A 14,291-nucleotide genomic window follows, 5' to 3' on the forward strand; every position below is an offset into this window, starting at 1 on the left:
GAGGGGTCAGGCCGGGGCGTCGGGACGCGTGGTCCGCAGCACCAGTGACTGCCGGCGCTGATGCACCGTGAGGTAGCGCAGCCCGCCCGGCCCGGCCGCGAATGACCGCCGGGACCGGCGGGGCAACCAGACCAGCGACCCGGGGGAGAGCGGGACGTCCCCGCGTTCGGTGCCCAGGGTGCCCTCGCCGCCCAGGACGTGGATGAGTACATCGAGTTCGGGGCCGGCGTAGGCGTCGATGGAGCCTCCAGGCTCCAGGGAGATGATGTTCGAGTCGAGGTCGCGTTCGCGGGCCGGAATGTTCCACACCGCTCCCGAGACCCCGGGTTCGCCCGTTCGCCCGGCCACGGCCCGGGTGTCGAGTAGCAACCGAGGCAGCGGGGTGCTGGCCATTTTCGTGAGGCGGATACGCCACCGTCCGGGGCCGGAGGCCAGCTGCTCCCACTCGTGGCTGCCCGGGTGTTCGGACTCGAACTCGTGGCGCAGGTCGTGCGGGTCGCGGTCGTCGACCAGAAGAAGGGACGCCTCGACCGGCAGCTGCGCATACCGTTCCAGGACGTGCCGGTGGCGCTCGGGGGCATCCAGTTCCCGCAGGTCCAGTTCCTGCGTGGTTCCGGGAGGATCGGTGTTGGTCATCGGTGGTCTCCTTGATTTCGGGGGAACTGGTGACTCCACGGTAGGCCGTGGCCGTTCCTAGAGCTTCCTGGCCCAGTCCACCACCGGGGCCACCGTGGAAAAGACCACCGAGGTGTCCTGGTGGGATTGCTCCTGGAAGAAGGAGATGCTGGGGCGCTCGGCCGGACGGAACAGCTTCCGGTAGTGTTCCGCCGGCCGGTTTCCGCCGAGGACCACGACGGCGCTACGGCGTTCGGGGGCGAGCGCGCGGGCCAGGGCCAGGCCATGCAGGCGGCCGAAGAGTGGCGGCCCGACCAGGACCAGCCCGTCGTAGAAGACGACGTCGTTGGCCGCGGCGTCACGCACCTGGATCTGTTCGGCCAGGTTCCCCGCACCGCGCAGGGCATTCTCCAGTGCCTGGGCATAGGCGCGGCTGGGGCCGTGGCGGCCGTAGTAGACAATGGCGACGGTACGCATGGTGCCTCCTCGGGCGTCAGAACAACGGGGGCTGGTCCTCGGCCGACGGCAGGACGCCCTCGAGCCGGAGCAGGAAGAGTTTGCGGTCGACCCCTCCGCCATAGCCGGTCATCGACCCATCGGCGCCGATGACGCGATGACAGGGGACGATGATCGACAGCGGGTTACGTCCGTTGGCGGTACCGACGGCGCGGGACAAATGAGGGTCACCGAGTGCGGCGGCCAGATCCCCGTAGCTGCGCGTCGTCCCATGGTCGATGGTGCGCAGCAGGGCCCAGACCCGCTGCTGGAAGTCGGTGCCGGAGGGATCCAGGGTCACGTCGAAACGGGTTCGGGTGCCGGCGAAGTATTCGCCGAGTTCGTCGATGCCCTGCCCGATGATCGGGCAGGGCGCGGAATCGGAGACCTCGGTGCCTTCCGGCGGCCCCGCGGGCTGGTGGGCATGGTCTTCCATGTGGACGCCGGCCAACCCCTTCCCGGTGGCGGAGAGCCGGATCCGACCGATCGGTGAGTCCATGTACGCGTAGCGGAGCATGGCGGACTAACCGGTGATGGCCGCGAGTGCGCCATCGAGTTCGGGATAGGTGAAGGCGAACCCGGCCCGGGGCAGCCGGTTCGACGTCGCATGCCGTCCGGTCAGACCCAGGGCGGGGTCGGTGCGGAGGGCGGCCGCGCCGAGTTTGAGCATCGGTTCCGGGGTGGCCAGTGAGAAACGTTTCAACGGGCCCGGCGCCAGCACGGATCTCAGTGCCGCCATGAACCCGGCATTGCGGACCGGAGCCGGGGAAGCGGCGATCACGACCCCTTCATCCAGATCGATCCCGGGCTCCAGTCCGAGGCCGGCCCGCACGATGCGCAGCCAATCGGTCAGATGGATCCAGCTGACCCATTGGACGCCCGAGCCGACCGGGCCGCCCAGTCCGGTGCGGGCGAGCAGGGACAACCGGTCGAAGGCAGGACTCTCCTGTTCCAGGACGACGCCGGTGCGCAGGATGGTGGACCGGAGGGCCCGGGCGCCGTTCAGTGCCTCCTCCCAGGGCCGGGCGACACCGGTCATCTGCGGCAGGGCGGCCGTGGCCTCGGGCAAGGGGGAGTCCTCGGTGAGCCGTTCATCACCGGCATCGGAGTAGATGGCGGTCGTGCTGGCCTGGACCCAGTGGTCCAGCGGGACCTCGTGTTTCCGGCTGGCCTGGACGAGTGCGCGGGTGGCATCGACCCGCGAGTCGCGCAGTTCGGCGATGTTCTCTGCCGTGGGGCGGGCATCCACCAGCCGTCCGGCCAGGTTGACCAGGCTGACGCTGCCCTCGGCAGGGTCCAGTTCGGTGGTCCAGGCGCCCTGGCTGTGCCCATCCCAACGGACTTGGCGGAACGGAGAGACGGGGTCGGGACTCCGCGTGAGGATCACGGGGTCCAGGCCGTGGCAGAGGAGATCTGCGGCCAACCGGATGCCGAGGAAGCCGCTGCCGCCGGCAATGACGATCCGGTGGGACGGATCCGGGGTTCCGCCGGCCAATCGGTAGAGCCGGGCACAATTCTCCGCGAAGTGCGAGGCCAGCGGCTTGGCGTTCGACTCGGTGAACAGCCAGGACCCGTGGCCTTCGATGGCGACCCGTTGGGTCAGCAGGGTCCCGGCTGGATGCTCGGCGATCTCCCAATGCACCAGCAGGCCACCACCGGGCTGCGGCTGGCGCCAGGCAAAGGAGACCCCCGCCTGGTTGCGTGTGACCACCGCATCCGGTGCCGTCCGCGAATGCACCGCGCCCAGCAACGGGGGATTCGGGGTGAAGGCCAGCCGGCTGCCCGGAACCAGGGCGCCGTCGTGGGCGGGGACCAGGGACCTGACCGCGGGGTTCCAGTCGGGCAGGCGGGCGGGATCGGAGATGATGCGCCAGACATCGTCCGGCGCCAGGGCGAGCACATGCTCTTGCGTGCGGTTCCAGGCCATGGTTTCAGCTTAGCCGCGAACCACCGGACAAACAGGGGCCATGAAAAGGGGCGTTAACGCGTGAGGTGGCCACCCCGTGCGGGATGGCCACCTTCGTCGGTGTTGCCGCTATGGCCTAGGCCTTGCGGCGCCCTGTGATGAAGCCCCAGATGACCAGAACGATCAACGAACCGATGATGGCCCAGATCCAGGAAACGATGCTGAAGAATTGGCCTGTATTAGCGTTGAACAACTCGCCGCCGATCCAACCACCCAGCATGGCGCCGATGACGCCGAGGATGAGGGTGGCGATCCAGCCGCCTCCCTGCCTACCGGGCAGGATCGCCTTCGCGATGGCACCGGCAATCAGTCCAAGAAGTAGAAAAGCCAGGAAATGCAGCACGATATTCCTCCTTTACGTTCCCACGTGGCGTGGGCGGTTTGCCCCGGGGACATGCTGTCTCCGGGGTACGTATCGAAATATTAGCAGCAAGAATTGACAAAAATCGCTCTGGACCAGATTTGTCGTCACATCGCGTCCGTGAGGTCCGCCACGAGCCGTCCACCCCCTCGGGAAAGACGACGGCGGCATGCCACCGGCATCCCGGAATCCGGGACGCTGGTGGCATGCCGCCGTCGGCGGTCGCCTGCTTCTACTTGGTGGAGGCCTGGCGGGGCTTTGCTGCCACCTGGCCCTCCATGGCGGAGAACTCCTCGTCGATGAGTTCGTTGGGCTTCGCCGTCATCTTCGAGACGACGACGGCAACGACGACGTTGAGGATGAACGCCGGGATGATCTCGTACAGGTTCTCCGTCAACACGGGGGTCTTGCCCCAGATGAACACGGTGGCCGCGGCGACGATCATGCCGCTCAAGGCGCCGGTGCTCGTCAGCTTGCGCCAGTACAGGCTCAGCAGCACCAGCGGGCCGAAGGCCGCGCCGAAGCCGGCCCAGGCGAAGGCCACCAGATCCAGCACGCTGGCCTCGCGGTCCAGGGCGATGAGGAAGGCGATCACGGCGATCACCAGCACGCCGGCCCGGCCCAGTGCGACCTGCTTCTTGGGCGTCGATTCCCGGCCGACGATGTTGTAGAGGTCCTCCACCAAGGCGGAGGAGGAGACGATGAGCTGCGAGGAGATCGTGGACATGACCGCCGCCAGCACCGCCGCCAGCACCAGGCCGGCGAGGAAGGGGTGGAAGAAGATCTGGCTCAACAGCAGGAAGACCGTCTCCGGGTCGGTGATTTCCTTGGCCGGGTCGTCGGCGAAGTAGGCGATGCCGACCAGGGCGGTGGCCACGGCGCCGAGGGCCGAGATGGCCATCCAGCTGACGCCGATCCGGCGGCCGGCCTTGGCGTCGGCGGGGCTCCGCAGTGCCATGAACCGGACGATGATGTGCGGCTGGCCGAAGTAGCCCAGGCCCCAGGCCGCGGCGGAAATGATGCCCAGCAGCCAGAGCCCGGTCGGCTCCACACCGAATCCATCGAAGAGGTTCAGTGCGCCGGGCTGGGCCGCCTTGATGCCGTCGACCGTGGCACCGATGCCGCCGGTGGCGATCACGCCCACGATCGGCACGGTGATCAGGGCAACGAACATCAGCAGTCCCTGGGCGACATCGGTCAGGGTAGCGCCGATGAAGCCGCCGAAGAGCGTGTAGCCCAGGGTGATCACGGCCACGGTGACCATGCCGATGGTGTAGTTCCAGCCGAAGGAGCTCTCGAAGAACTTGCCTGCGGCGACCATGCCGGAGGAGACATAGAAGGTGAAGAAGACCAGGATGATCGCCGAGGCGGCGATGCGCAGCACGTGCGAATTATCCTTGAGCCGCTTCTCGAAGAAGCTGGGAATCGTGATCGCGTTCTGCGAGATCTCCGTGTAGGAGCGCAGGCGCGGGGCGACGAACTTCCAGTTCAACCAGGCGCCGACGGTCAGGCCGATGGCGATCCAGGCTTCGATCAGCCCGGAGGCGTAGATGGCACCGGGAAGGCCCAGCAGCAGCCAGCCGGACATGTCGGAGGCGCCGGCGGAGAGTGCGGCGACCCCGGGGCGGAGTCCGCGGCCCGCGAGCATGTAGTCGTCGAGGTCGGAGGTTTGGCGGTAGGCGTAGTAGCCGATCCCGAGCATTGCGGCGAGATATATGACGATGGCCACAAGCTGGAATGCTTGTTCAGACATGGTGTTCCTCGTTTGGCTGGAAGGTGGAATGTGCGTCCGAGGAGTCCCCGGAAAGGTACGTCCGGCCAGCTGTCAACCTTTGTCAACCACCGGGCGATGCGAGTGTGTGCTTCTCAGAGTAGGGCATTGTCAATGATCTGTGTGATTGGCGTCACGGGGGTGTTATCTTTCCGTGACCACATGGGGGGTGTTCCGGGCCAAGGAGTCCGCCTGGTCCTCCAGGGCTTTGCGGACCGCGGCGATGGCCGGGTTCTGGGTGCTGGATTCCCGGGCGGCGGTGAAGGTCGTCCGCCAGGGGCGTGAGGGGACTTCGAGGCGTCGCAGCCGCGGTTCACGGTGGGCCCAGACCAGATCAGGTAGCAGGGCCACCGCCTGCCCGGACTCCACGAGGGCGATATGTGCCTGCAGATCGGCCGATTCGTATCTGACATCCGGTTCGAAGCCCGCGGTCCGGCAAAGCTGCTCGGCCCAGTGCCGCGAGGCGGTGCCGCGCGGTTCCATGACCCAGGGCAGGGTGGCGGCCTGCTCCAGGGCATCGACCGCCGAGGGGCCGGTCGCCTCGGCCGCCACCCCCAACCGGATGGAGTCCAGTGCCAGCGGTTGCCGGTCCAGCCCGTGGTAGTGGGTGGCCGCATGGCCCGGATACTGTTCGGCGACCACCAGGTCGAAATCGCGGGCCCAGGTCTCATGCAGTGCCGTTTCCGGTTCGTGTTGGGTCATTTCCACGCGAATTCCCGGATGGTCGGTGCGCAAGGCCTCCAGTGCGGCTGGCATCAGGGCCAGTACGGCACTTTGGAACATGGCCAGCCGCACGGTCCCCGAGATCGCCGGCAGGGTGCTGGACAGGGCGGCTTCGGCGCGTTCCAGCGCCGCGAGCAACTCGGTGGTGTGTGCAACCAGGACCTGCGCCTGCGGGGTGAGGGCCAACATCCGACCGCTACGGCGCAGGAGTGCCACCCCGGCTTCCTTCTCGAGCAGGGACAACTGTTGTGAGACAGCCGACGGACTGTAATTCAGCGCCGCGGCGACCCCGGATACCGTGCCGCGGATGCTCAATTCCCGTAAAAGGCGCAGCCTCCTGACCTCCAGCATGGTGACCCCTTTCACGATTCATCGTCGATTCACTTCCGCTTAACATCATCCTTCACTATTCGTCGCTTTTCCTTAACTCATGGGCGTTGGATACTTACTTCGTGGGGGACTCTGCCCCATGTCGCGCAGGCCGGTTCCCCACCGGTCGTTTTCTGCTAGGAGCATCACTGACGTGACCACTACTTCTCCTTCCGTCGGGACGGACCCCATTTCCCCTCGGGACCTGGCCGACGACGCCATTGCCCTGGTCCGCCACTGGCTGACCGAAGGTTCCAAACAACCCGTCGATGCCTCGGCCCGCCAACTGGCCGGAGTGCTGAAGGATCCGCAGGGTCTGGACTTCACCGTCGGCTTCGTCGACGGGGTGATCCGCCCGGAGGACCTGCATGTCGCCGCCCGGAACCTGCGGGCACTGGCCCCGAAGGTCCCCTCCTTCCTGCCCTGGTACATGCGTTCCGCCGTCGCCCTCGGAGGGGCCATGGCCCCCGCCCTGCCCGGGGTCGTGATCCCCGTCGCCCGTCGCGTCCTGCGCCAGATGGTCGGCCACCTGATCGTCGATGCCACCGATGCCAAACTCGGTCCGGCCATCGAGAAGATCCAGCAGGAGGACGTGCGGCTGAACATCAACCTGCTCGGCGAGGCCATCCTCGGCGAGAAGGAGGCCGGTCGCCGGCTGGCGGGCATCTCCCGGCTCCTGCGCCGCCCCGACGTGGACTACGTGTCCGTGAAGGTCTCCTCCAGCGTCGCCCCGCACAACCACTGGGACTTCGACACGGCCGTCGGGAACATCGTGGAGCAGCTGACCCCGCTCTACCGGCAGGCCCGCGATTCCTCCCCGCGCAAGTTCATCAACCTGGACATGGAGGAATACAAGGACCTCGACCTGACCATGGCCGTCTTCAAACGGCTCATGGCCCTGCCCGAGTTCAAGGACGTCGAAGCCGGCATCGTGCTGCAGGCGTACCTGCCGGACGCCCTGCCGGCGATGATCGAACTCCAGGAGTTCGCTGCCGAACGCGTCGGCTCCGGCGGCGCACCGGTGAAGGTCCGCCTGGTCAAGGGCGCCAACCTGCCCATGGAGATCATGGAAGCCGACATCCACGGCTGGCCGGCCGCGACCTGGCATTCCAAACAGGCCACGGATACCTCCTATAAGGCAGTGATCGACTACGCACTGCGTCCCGAGCGCACCGCCAACGTGCACCTGGGCATCGCCGGGCACAACCTCTTCGACGTCGCCCTGGCCCACCTGCTGGCGAAGGCCCGCGGGATCTCCGAAGGCATCGACTTCGAGATGCTGTTGGGCATGGCCACCGGCCAGGCAGCGGCCGTGAAGGCCGACGTCGGCTCCCTGCTGCTCTACACCCCGGTGGTCCACCCCGGGGAATTCGACGTGGCGATCTCCTACCTCATCCGCCGGCTCGAAGAAGGGGCCAGCCAGGAGAACTTCATGTCGGCCGTCTTCGAACTGCACGAGAACGAAGCCCTCTTCGAACGCGAGACGGACCGGTTCCGGGCCTCCCTGGAGGACCTGAGCGATGTCGTCCCCACCCCGAACCGCATCCAGGACCGCGGCAGCTACGACACCGAAGCAGCCGCCGCGGAGGTCGCCGAATACGCCTCGGGGGAACGGAAGTTCTCCAACACCCCCGACACCGACCCCGATCTGGCCGGGAACCGGGCCTGGGCCAACGACATCCTGGCCAGGGTCCCGCACAGCACACTGGGCCGGGACACCATCGAATCCCATCTGCTGAACACCACCGACGAGGTCGACGCCGTCATCGCGGCCACCCACGCGGCAGCGGAATCCTGGGGCGGGCTCAGCGGTGCCGAGCGTGCCGCGGTCCTGCACCACGCCGGCGAACGGCTCGCCGCCCATCGCGGTGAACTACTTGAGGTCATGGCCTCCGAATGCGGCAAGACCCTGGACCAGGGCGACCCGGAAGTCTCCGAAGCCATCGACTTCGCCCACTTCTATGCCGAATCCGCCCGCGCGTTGGACACCGTCGACGGGGCCACGTTCGTCCCCTCACGGCTGACCGTGGTGACCCCTCCGTGGAACTTCCCGGTGGCCATCCCCGCCGGTTCCACCCTCTCGGCACTGGCCGCCGGCTCCGGCGTCGTCATCAAACCGGCCAAGCAGGCGGCGCGCTCCGGGGCCATCATGGTCCAGGCCATCTGGGAGGCGTTGGACGCGGCCGGGATCGGTCGCGAACTGCTCTCCTTCGTCCAGCTCTCCGAACGCGATCTGGGCACCCGGCTGGTCTCGCATCCCAGCGTCGACCGGCTGATCCTCACCGGTGGGTATGAAACCGCCGAACTGTTCCGTTCCTTCCGCGAGGACCTGCCGTTGCTGGCGGAGACCTCGGGCAAGAACGCGCTCATCGTGACGGCCTCGGCCGACCTGGATCTGGCGGCCCGCGACGTCGCGGCCTCCGCCTTCGGCCACGCCGGACAGAAGTGCTCGGCTGCCTCGTTGGTGATCATGGTCGGCGCGGTCGCCAAGTCGCCGCGCTTCCACAGCCAGCTCATCGACGCCGTCCGTTCACTACAGGTCGGCTACCCGGACGACGCCGGAACCCAGATGGGCCCGGTCATCGAACCGGCGCAGGGCAAGCTGCTGCGCGGGCTGACCACCCTGGGGGCCGGTGAACGCTGGGTGCTGGAACCGCGCCAACTCGACGACACCGGCCAACTGTGGAGCCCGGGGGTGCGCACCGGGGTGCAGCGTGGCTCCGAATACCACCTGACCGAGTACTTCGGCCCGATCCTGGGGGTCATGACCGCCGAGACCCTCGAAGAAGCCGTCGAAATGGTCAACGACATCGAGTACGGACTCACCACCGGGCTCCACTCGCTGGACCCCGATGAGCTGGAGTACTGGCTGGACAACGTCAAGGCCGGCAACCTCTACGTCAACCGCGGCATCACCGGGGCGATCGTGCGCCGGCAGCCGTTCGGGGGCTGGAAGAAGTCGGCCGTCGGCGCCGGGACCAAGGCCGGTGGGCCGAACTACCTGGTCGGCATGGGCTCCTGGGCCGACGCCCCGGTCAGCGCCGAGGCCGAAGCCGCGGCCGAATCCCATGCGGCCGTCTCCCACGCCACCGTGCGCACCGCGACGGGGACCGACACCTCGGCCACCTCGAACGCGGAGGTCGCCGGAGGCAGCGACATCCTCGGGGTCGTCGCAGCCGAGGCCGGTCCCGCGACGGGCAACGCCATCGCCGCCGAGGACTTCCTCTGGCTGCAGACCGCCCGGGCGACCGACTACCACCAGGTGGTCAAGGAGTTCGGGGCCGTCAAGGACGTCTCCATGCTGCAGGCCGAACGCAACCTCTTCCGCTATCGTCCGGTCCCGGTGACCGTGCGCTACGAGGAGGGCACCTCCGGCCACGGGATGGCCGAACTGTTGCGGGTGGTGGCTGCCGGGCTCCGCGCCCATAAGGCCACCTCCAGCGCCGGGGCCAGCGGACGGATCGGCACCACCGAACGCCCGGGGGCGGGGATCAGTGTCAGCGTCACCACCGAACTGCCGGCCCGCGTGCTGGCGGCACTGCGTTCCGAGGGCGTCGAGGTGGCGGTCGAGGACGACCGGATGTGGAAGGGACACGTCGAGCGTCTGGCACGCCGGACCGGCCCCGATTCCGGAACCCGGATCCGCTACATCGGCGCCTCGTCGCGGGCCACCTACGCCGCGGCACAGGGCAAACCCGACGTCGCGATCTACGACCACCCGGTCGTGGCCGCGGGGCGGGTCGAGATGCTCCCGTTCCTGCGTGAACAGGCGATCTCGATCACGGCCCACCGTTTCGGTACGCCCGACCACCTCAGCGACGCGATCATCTAGATCCGCAGCGTGTCCAACGACGCCGGCCCGGGGTTCCGACCCCGGGCCGGCGTCGTTCGTCTGTGTGGCATCATCGGTGGAGTCAACTACCCTCCCATCACGAAAGCCGCCCGCCCATGAGCGAAGAAACCCCGGGCTCCTCCGCGGCCCTGGTCCAGGTCATTGTCCTGCTCGTGGACCGCGAAAGCCCGGCCCCCGAGCCCGATGGCCTCGCCGCCGTGGCGCTGGCCTCGGTGATGGCCCGGGCCAGGGACCCTTCCAATCCCGCCTGGGAGCGGTGGTTGTCAGGTCCCGTCGGCAAATCGGTGCGCCGGGCCGATGCCAAAAACTACGCGAAGACCGCCGCCGCCCACCCCGAAGCCGTCGAAGCGACCCACGGCCGGGGCAGGGCCATGGCCCTGCCTCCGCTGCCGATGGATGCGTTGCCCAGGACGCTGGCCCGGCTCCAGGTCTCCGGGACCCGGCTGCCTGCGGGCCCGGAGGACCCGGTGACCGGCCGAGGATCGTGCTGAACCGGGATCTGGGGATGAGCACCGGGAAGGCGGCAGCCCAGGCGGCCCACGCACTCTTCGCCTGGGTGATGGAACTGGGGCCGGAACCCAGCGTCGAATGGTTCCGGGCCGGCCCACAGGTCTGCGTCGGGTGGCAAGGGGAAGTCGAACTGCTGGCCGGTGCGGCCGCCGTGGGCGCCGGGCCACTGATCCACGACGCCGGGCACACCGAAATCGCCCCCGGGTCCGTCACCGCACTGGTGGTCGCCCCGGTCCCAGCGGGGACTCCCCGCCGGCGCCGCTGGTGGCAGCTCACCGGTCGGAAACGATGAAGAAGGCCCGGGCCTTGCCCGTCAGGGGGAGGGGATCAGGCGGCGGCGGCGCGGTCCGGTTCCCACTGGAAGTTGCGCCGGAGCAGCCGGCTCCACTTATTCGCCGGGAGTTCGGGGTGGAGCATGGCGATCCCCACGCAGTACTTGCTCATGCTCACCGGACGGATGCCCAGTTCGGACAGTGCGGTGGAGGCGGCCCCCTGCCCGGAGGCCGTCTTGGTTTCGATCACGAACAGCTCGGGGCCGTGCAAGGTGCGGGCCTGGTCGGAGTAGACCAGATCGACATCGCAGGTCAGGCGTTCGCCGTCGACGGGATCGACGAAGGTCGCCCGCCGGTAGTCGCTTTCCATCACCGGCTGCAGTGCGGCGGGGGACATGGAATATTCGGCGGCGATCACCCCGTCCAGGAAGGAGCGGGCGTCGGAGGTCATCCGGCCGGCGTCGTCCATCTGGTGGGGGATCCGGTGTTTGACGGTCGCCCCGCGCAGGCCCTTGGTCTTGATTTCGAACATGCACAGCCCGGTGTCGGCATAGGTGCGGGTGCGGACCTTGTAGCGGCGGCGGCGACCCTGCCGGTGGGCGCGATACTGCTCGAATTCCGGGGTGTCGAAGTAGACCGATTCGTAGCGGAAGGTGCGTCTGCCATCGATGGTGAGCACCCGGAACCGGTCGTCCAGCTTCGCGGCCAGGGCCGTGAACTGCCCGGGGGTCAGCAGGTACTTATGGTCCACCCGGGTCTGCAGGGCGGCCCCTTCGTTGACCTCCTGCAGCCCGATTGGTTCCCGGGCGGCGACGGCGTCCTCCAACGCCTGGCGGGCCTTCACTTGGAGCCTTGGCCCTGGGTGGCGTACTCCCTTTCGGCCGCGGCGGGCGCGGAAGCACCGGTGGTTTCCTGCCGGGGGACCGGCTCGGCCACGGTGTCCCGGGCCCGACGGCTGGTCTTGGCCGGCAATTCGCGGAAGCGCACATCCACGACGGTGGTGTCACGCACCATGTCCAGTTCCAGGACCACCGTGCGCAGGATGCGGGCCCCGAGCAGCTGCTCCAGGGTGGCATCCATCTCCGCCCGGCGCGGGTAGGCCGTGTCCATGGTCACGACCTGGCGGGTCGTGGTGGCGGCGAAGCGCGGGTGGTCTGCGGCGAACATGACCACCAGCAGTGCGGCGGTGATCGTCGGGGCGAGCCAGGCGGGATCCGGATGCAGGCCATTGACCAGCCCGATGGCCAGGGAAACGAAGTAGTAGGCCACTTCCTCCTGGGTCAGGGTATTTGAACGCAGTCGGATGATCGACAGGATGCCGAACAGCCCCAGGCCCAGGCCCATTCCTGCGTCACTGGTGGTCAGCAGCAGGGTGACCGCGAAGATCCCCATGCTCAGGGCGACATAGGCCAGCGCAAGATCCCGGCGGTGGTGCCTGCGGAAGTAGACGACGTACACCAGGACGGCGGTGCCCAGGATATTGGCCAGCAAGGCCATCCAAAACGTAAACATGATTCCCTCTCGTTGCTCTGGTGGACAACTCTAGGGACCGAAGATGAGACGAAGATGAGACCGCAAGGAGAGAAGAATGAGACCACTTGATGGGTGGTTCGCGCTGCTGGGTCGCCGGAGGGCGGCGAGGTTACCGGGCGTCCTCATGCAGGCCGATGGACTCGGCGATCCGTTTGATCGCCGCGAGTGTTTTCGGGATGCCGTCGAGAGCCTGCTGGGTACGGTCGGTGATCTGGGCGTCCGCTCCGTCACCGAATTTCTCCTCGAACATCGAGATCCCGTCCGGCAGAAAATCCCAGGATTCGCGCAGGATCGTTCCGGGATCGGCGGGGGTCATGGTGAAGCCCCATCGGACGAAGCTGCCACCGACGATCCAGGCGAACTCGCGCCCGTACTCGGCAGCCACGACCTGCGAACGGGTCTCCCAGGTCCGGTGCGGGAGTTCATTCCGGCCGGTGAACCAGGCGCCGGGCAGCCCGGCGCCGGCCTCGTCGTCCCACCAGCAGGAGGTGCATACCGGGCTCCATTCCCCGGTTCGGCGGATGTCGGAGACCAGATCGTAGAGCGTCCCGGTTGTGGCTGCGACCGTGATGGACTGCTCATGGTGGCGGAGGGCGGTCCGGGTCATGGGTTGTTCCTTCCTGACGGGTCGGCCTTTCTGCCGCCCTGCCAGTCCTCCTGCTGGCCGACCGTGGTGGTGTTGCCGCGGAGGGCAGCCAATTGTGGCTGCTCACGCAGGCTGCGCTTGAGTTCGGCGAAGCCCGGGAACCGGGCCAGCCCGACCACGTGGTCCCACAGCTTGGCGGCCGAATCCTCGTCCGGCAGCCGGCTGATCACCGGCCCGAAGAACGCCACACCGGCGGGTGGTTCGAAGTGGATGATGGGCGTGCCCACGTCCTTTCCGGTCAGCGCCAGCGCCTCGTCGGTCTCCTGGCGGATCCCGCGGTCCCAGGACTCGTCGTCGAGGGCCTGCGCCAACGCCCGGGGCAGGCCGGCCTCGTCGAGGATCGGCTCCACGAACCCACGCGTGCCTCGACGCTCACGCACCCCACCCTCGCCTCGCTGGTCGGCCGGGTCGGGGGCAGCGTCGAAGATGTGTGCCCCGAGGGCCGCATATAATCCGGCCACCGAGGCGCGGCCATGCTCCGCACGCGCTCGAGCGGCCACCCGCAGGAGGCGGAGGCCTGCCGTGTGCCCGGCCTCGTACTCCGGCGGAAAATGCGCGTCATAGTCGACCTCGGCGTTGATCAGGCGCAACGAGATGAAACGCCAGTCCACGGTGTAGTCGCGCTGTGCCTGCACCTGCCGCACCCATTTGCTCGTCATCCAGGCGAAGGGGCAGACCGGGTCGAAGTAGAAGTTGATGGTGGCGCTCATCCCCCCACCTTGGCACCGGGTGGCAACCCGCGTCCATGCCGGGCCAGGCCCTGGGACCAAAAATGCACATTCGGTGCTGGGACGAGCCGCCGGCGGTTCCACCGCCGACCCGCAGGCCGTGGCGACGCACGGTCGCCCTGGCTCCCCTCCGGGAGCCTATTCGGCGTCGTGGTCCGTTTCGAGGATGCCGACGAGCTGGTCCAGGGCGGCGTCGGCCCCCGGCCCTTCGGCCCGCAGGACTACCGTGGTCCCGTGTTCGGCGCCCAGGCCCATCAGGGACAGGATGCTTGAGGCGTCCATCGCCTCATCGGCGGGCTCGCCCGGCAGGGCGATGGTGACCTCCAGATCGAGTTCCCCGGCGGCTTCGGCGAAGATGGCGGCCGGACGGGCATGGAGCCCCACGCGGCTGGCGATGGTTGCGGTACGTTCTGCCATGGTTTTCTCCTGTGGTGGTGGTTCGGATGGTG

The 14,291-nt window shown here is 68.0% G+C and carries 15 protein-coding genes; 3 read left to right on the forward strand and 12 right to left on the reverse strand.

Going from position 1 to position 14,291, the window contains the following annotated elements; translation table 11 throughout:
* Positions 1–6: 6 nt before the first annotated feature.
* The 7 genes from ACT3S2_RS02245 to ACT3S2_RS02275 form a co-directional block, all read right to left on the reverse strand.
* Positions 7–636 carry a DUF2249 domain-containing protein gene (locus ACT3S2_RS02245; RefSeq protein ID WP_444553828.1) on the reverse strand — a complete coding sequence of 210 codons (630 nt, stop codon included), beginning with the start codon at positions 634–636 and terminating at the stop codon, positions 7–9.
* Between the two features lie 57 nt (positions 637–693).
* Entirely contained in the window at positions 694–1,092 is a 399-nt protein-coding gene (locus ACT3S2_RS02250) for a hypothetical protein (RefSeq protein WP_444553827.1), read from the reverse strand.
* A 16-nt stretch (positions 1,093–1,108) separates the two neighbouring features.
* Positions 1,109–1,627 (reverse strand): methylated-DNA--[protein]-cysteine S-methyltransferase, encoded by a 519-nt coding sequence (locus ACT3S2_RS02255; protein ID WP_444553826.1) that lies wholly within the window; start codon positions 1,625–1,627, stop codon positions 1,109–1,111.
* 6 nt (positions 1,628–1,633) lie between these two features.
* Positions 1,634–3,037: a DUF1731 domain-containing protein gene (locus tag ACT3S2_RS02260; protein ID WP_444553825.1), complete on the reverse strand. Its 1,404-nt coding sequence runs from the start codon at positions 3,035–3,037 to the stop codon at positions 1,634–1,636.
* Positions 3,038–3,152: 115 nt separating this feature from the next.
* On the reverse strand, positions 3,153–3,416 hold the full coding sequence (locus tag ACT3S2_RS02265) for a GlsB/YeaQ/YmgE family stress response membrane protein (protein ID WP_444553919.1): 264 nt from the start codon (positions 3,414–3,416) through the stop codon (positions 3,153–3,155).
* Between the two features lie 253 nt (positions 3,417–3,669).
* A complete protein-coding gene (putP, locus tag ACT3S2_RS02270) occupies positions 3,670–5,190 on the reverse strand; it encodes a sodium/proline symporter PutP (protein WP_444553824.1) in 1,521 nt (506 codons plus the stop codon).
* Positions 5,191–5,352: 162 nt separating this feature from the next.
* Positions 5,353–6,282, reverse strand: a complete 930-nt coding sequence (locus tag ACT3S2_RS02275; protein ID WP_444553823.1) for a LysR family transcriptional regulator — start codon at positions 6,280–6,282, stop codon at positions 5,353–5,355.
* A gap of 118 nt (positions 6,283–6,400) precedes the next feature.
* On the opposite strand from ACT3S2_RS02275, the gene ACT3S2_RS02280 reads away from it, so the two are divergent.
* The 3 genes from ACT3S2_RS02280 to ACT3S2_RS02290 all read left to right on the forward strand — a co-directional run bounded on the left by ACT3S2_RS02280 (position 6,401) and on the right by ACT3S2_RS02290 (position 10,955).
* Positions 6,401–10,132 carry a proline dehydrogenase family protein gene (locus ACT3S2_RS02280; RefSeq protein WP_444561154.1) on the forward strand — a complete coding sequence of 1,244 codons (3,732 nt, stop codon included), beginning with the start codon at positions 6,401–6,403 and terminating at the stop codon, positions 10,130–10,132.
* A gap of 116 nt (positions 10,133–10,248) precedes the next feature.
* The gene (locus ACT3S2_RS02285) at positions 10,249–10,644 is read left to right on the forward strand and encodes a hypothetical protein (protein ID WP_444553821.1); all 396 of its coding nucleotides are present in this window, start codon (positions 10,249–10,251) and stop codon (positions 10,642–10,644) included.
* 14 nt (positions 10,645–10,658) lie between these two features.
* Complete coding sequence (locus tag ACT3S2_RS02290; protein WP_444553820.1) at positions 10,659–10,955, forward strand: peptidyl-tRNA hydrolase; 297 nt, start codon at positions 10,659–10,661, stop codon at positions 10,953–10,955.
* Between the two features lie 35 nt (positions 10,956–10,990).
* On the opposite strand, the gene ACT3S2_RS02295 is transcribed toward ACT3S2_RS02290, so the two are convergent.
* The 5 genes from ACT3S2_RS02295 to ACT3S2_RS02315 form a co-directional block, all read right to left on the reverse strand.
* Positions 10,991–11,779 (reverse strand): polyphosphate polymerase domain-containing protein, encoded by a 789-nt coding sequence (locus tag ACT3S2_RS02295; protein WP_444553819.1) that lies wholly within the window; start codon positions 11,777–11,779, stop codon positions 10,991–10,993.
* Positions 11,776–12,447 carry a DUF4956 domain-containing protein gene (locus ACT3S2_RS02300; RefSeq protein WP_444553818.1) on the reverse strand — a complete coding sequence of 224 codons (672 nt, stop codon included), beginning with the start codon at positions 12,445–12,447 and terminating at the stop codon, positions 11,776–11,778. The genes ACT3S2_RS02295 and ACT3S2_RS02300 overlap by 4 nt, the downstream gene beginning before the upstream one ends.
* A 130-nt stretch (positions 12,448–12,577) precedes the next feature.
* A complete protein-coding gene (locus ACT3S2_RS02305; RefSeq protein ID WP_444553817.1) occupies positions 12,578–13,075 on the reverse strand; it encodes an SRPBCC family protein in 498 nt (165 codons plus the stop codon).
* Positions 13,072–13,824, reverse strand: coding sequence for a mycothiol-dependent nitroreductase Rv2466c family protein (locus ACT3S2_RS02310; RefSeq protein ID WP_444553816.1), 753 nt, complete (start codon positions 13,822–13,824; stop codon positions 13,072–13,074). The genes ACT3S2_RS02305 and ACT3S2_RS02310 overlap by 4 nt, the downstream gene beginning before the upstream one ends.
* Positions 13,825–13,980: 156 nt before the next feature.
* Positions 13,981–14,259: an HPr family phosphocarrier protein gene (locus ACT3S2_RS02315; RefSeq protein WP_444553815.1), complete on the reverse strand. Its 279-nt coding sequence runs from the start codon at positions 14,257–14,259 to the stop codon at positions 13,981–13,983.
* Positions 14,260–14,291 lie beyond the last annotated feature (32 nt).

The organism is Arthrobacter sp. AOP36-A1-22 (genome assembly GCF_052377615.1).
Classification (GTDB): domain Bacteria; phylum Actinomycetota; class Actinomycetes; order Actinomycetales; family Micrococcaceae; genus Arthrobacter_H.

Bases quoted from the DNA above. Each gene is read 5' to 3' on its own strand.
- ACT3S2_RS02245 (WP_444553828.1), bottom strand. From the start codon at position 636: ATGACCAACACCGATCCTCCCGGAACCACGCAGGAACTGGACCTGCGG.
- ACT3S2_RS02250 (WP_444553827.1), bottom strand. From the start codon at position 1,092: ATGCGTACCGTCGCCATTGTCTACTACGGCCGCCACGGCCCCAGCCGC.
- ACT3S2_RS02255 (WP_444553826.1), bottom strand. From the start codon at position 1,627: ATGCTCCGCTACGCGTACATGGACTCACCGATCGGTCGGATCCGGCTC.
- ACT3S2_RS02260 (WP_444553825.1), bottom strand. From the start codon at position 3,037: ATGGCCTGGAACCGCACGCAAGAGCATGTGCTCGCCCTGGCGCCGGAC.
- putP (WP_444553824.1), bottom strand. From the start codon at position 5,190: ATGTCTGAACAAGCATTCCAGCTTGTGGCCATCGTCATATATCTCGCC.
- ACT3S2_RS02275 (WP_444553823.1), bottom strand. From the start codon at position 6,282: ATGCTGGAGGTCAGGAGGCTGCGCCTTTTACGGGAATTGAGCATCCGC.
- ACT3S2_RS02280 (WP_444561154.1), top strand. From the start codon at position 6,401: ATGTCGCGCAGGCCGGTTCCCCACCGGTCGTTTTCTGCTAGGAGCATC.
- ACT3S2_RS02285 (WP_444553821.1), top strand. From the start codon at position 10,249: ATGAGCGAAGAAACCCCGGGCTCCTCCGCGGCCCTGGTCCAGGTCATT.
- ACT3S2_RS02290 (WP_444553820.1), top strand. From the start codon at position 10,659: ATGAGCACCGGGAAGGCGGCAGCCCAGGCGGCCCACGCACTCTTCGCC.
- ACT3S2_RS02300 (WP_444553818.1), bottom strand. From the start codon at position 12,447: ATGTTTACGTTTTGGATGGCCTTGCTGGCCAATATCCTGGGCACCGCC.
- ACT3S2_RS02305 (WP_444553817.1), bottom strand. From the start codon at position 13,075: ATGACCCGGACCGCCCTCCGCCACCATGAGCAGTCCATCACGGTCGCA.
- ACT3S2_RS02310 (WP_444553816.1), bottom strand. From the start codon at position 13,824: ATGAGCGCCACCATCAACTTCTACTTCGACCCGGTCTGCCCCTTCGCC.
- ACT3S2_RS02315 (WP_444553815.1), bottom strand. From the start codon at position 14,259: ATGGCAGAACGTACCGCAACCATCGCCAGCCGCGTGGGGCTCCATGCC.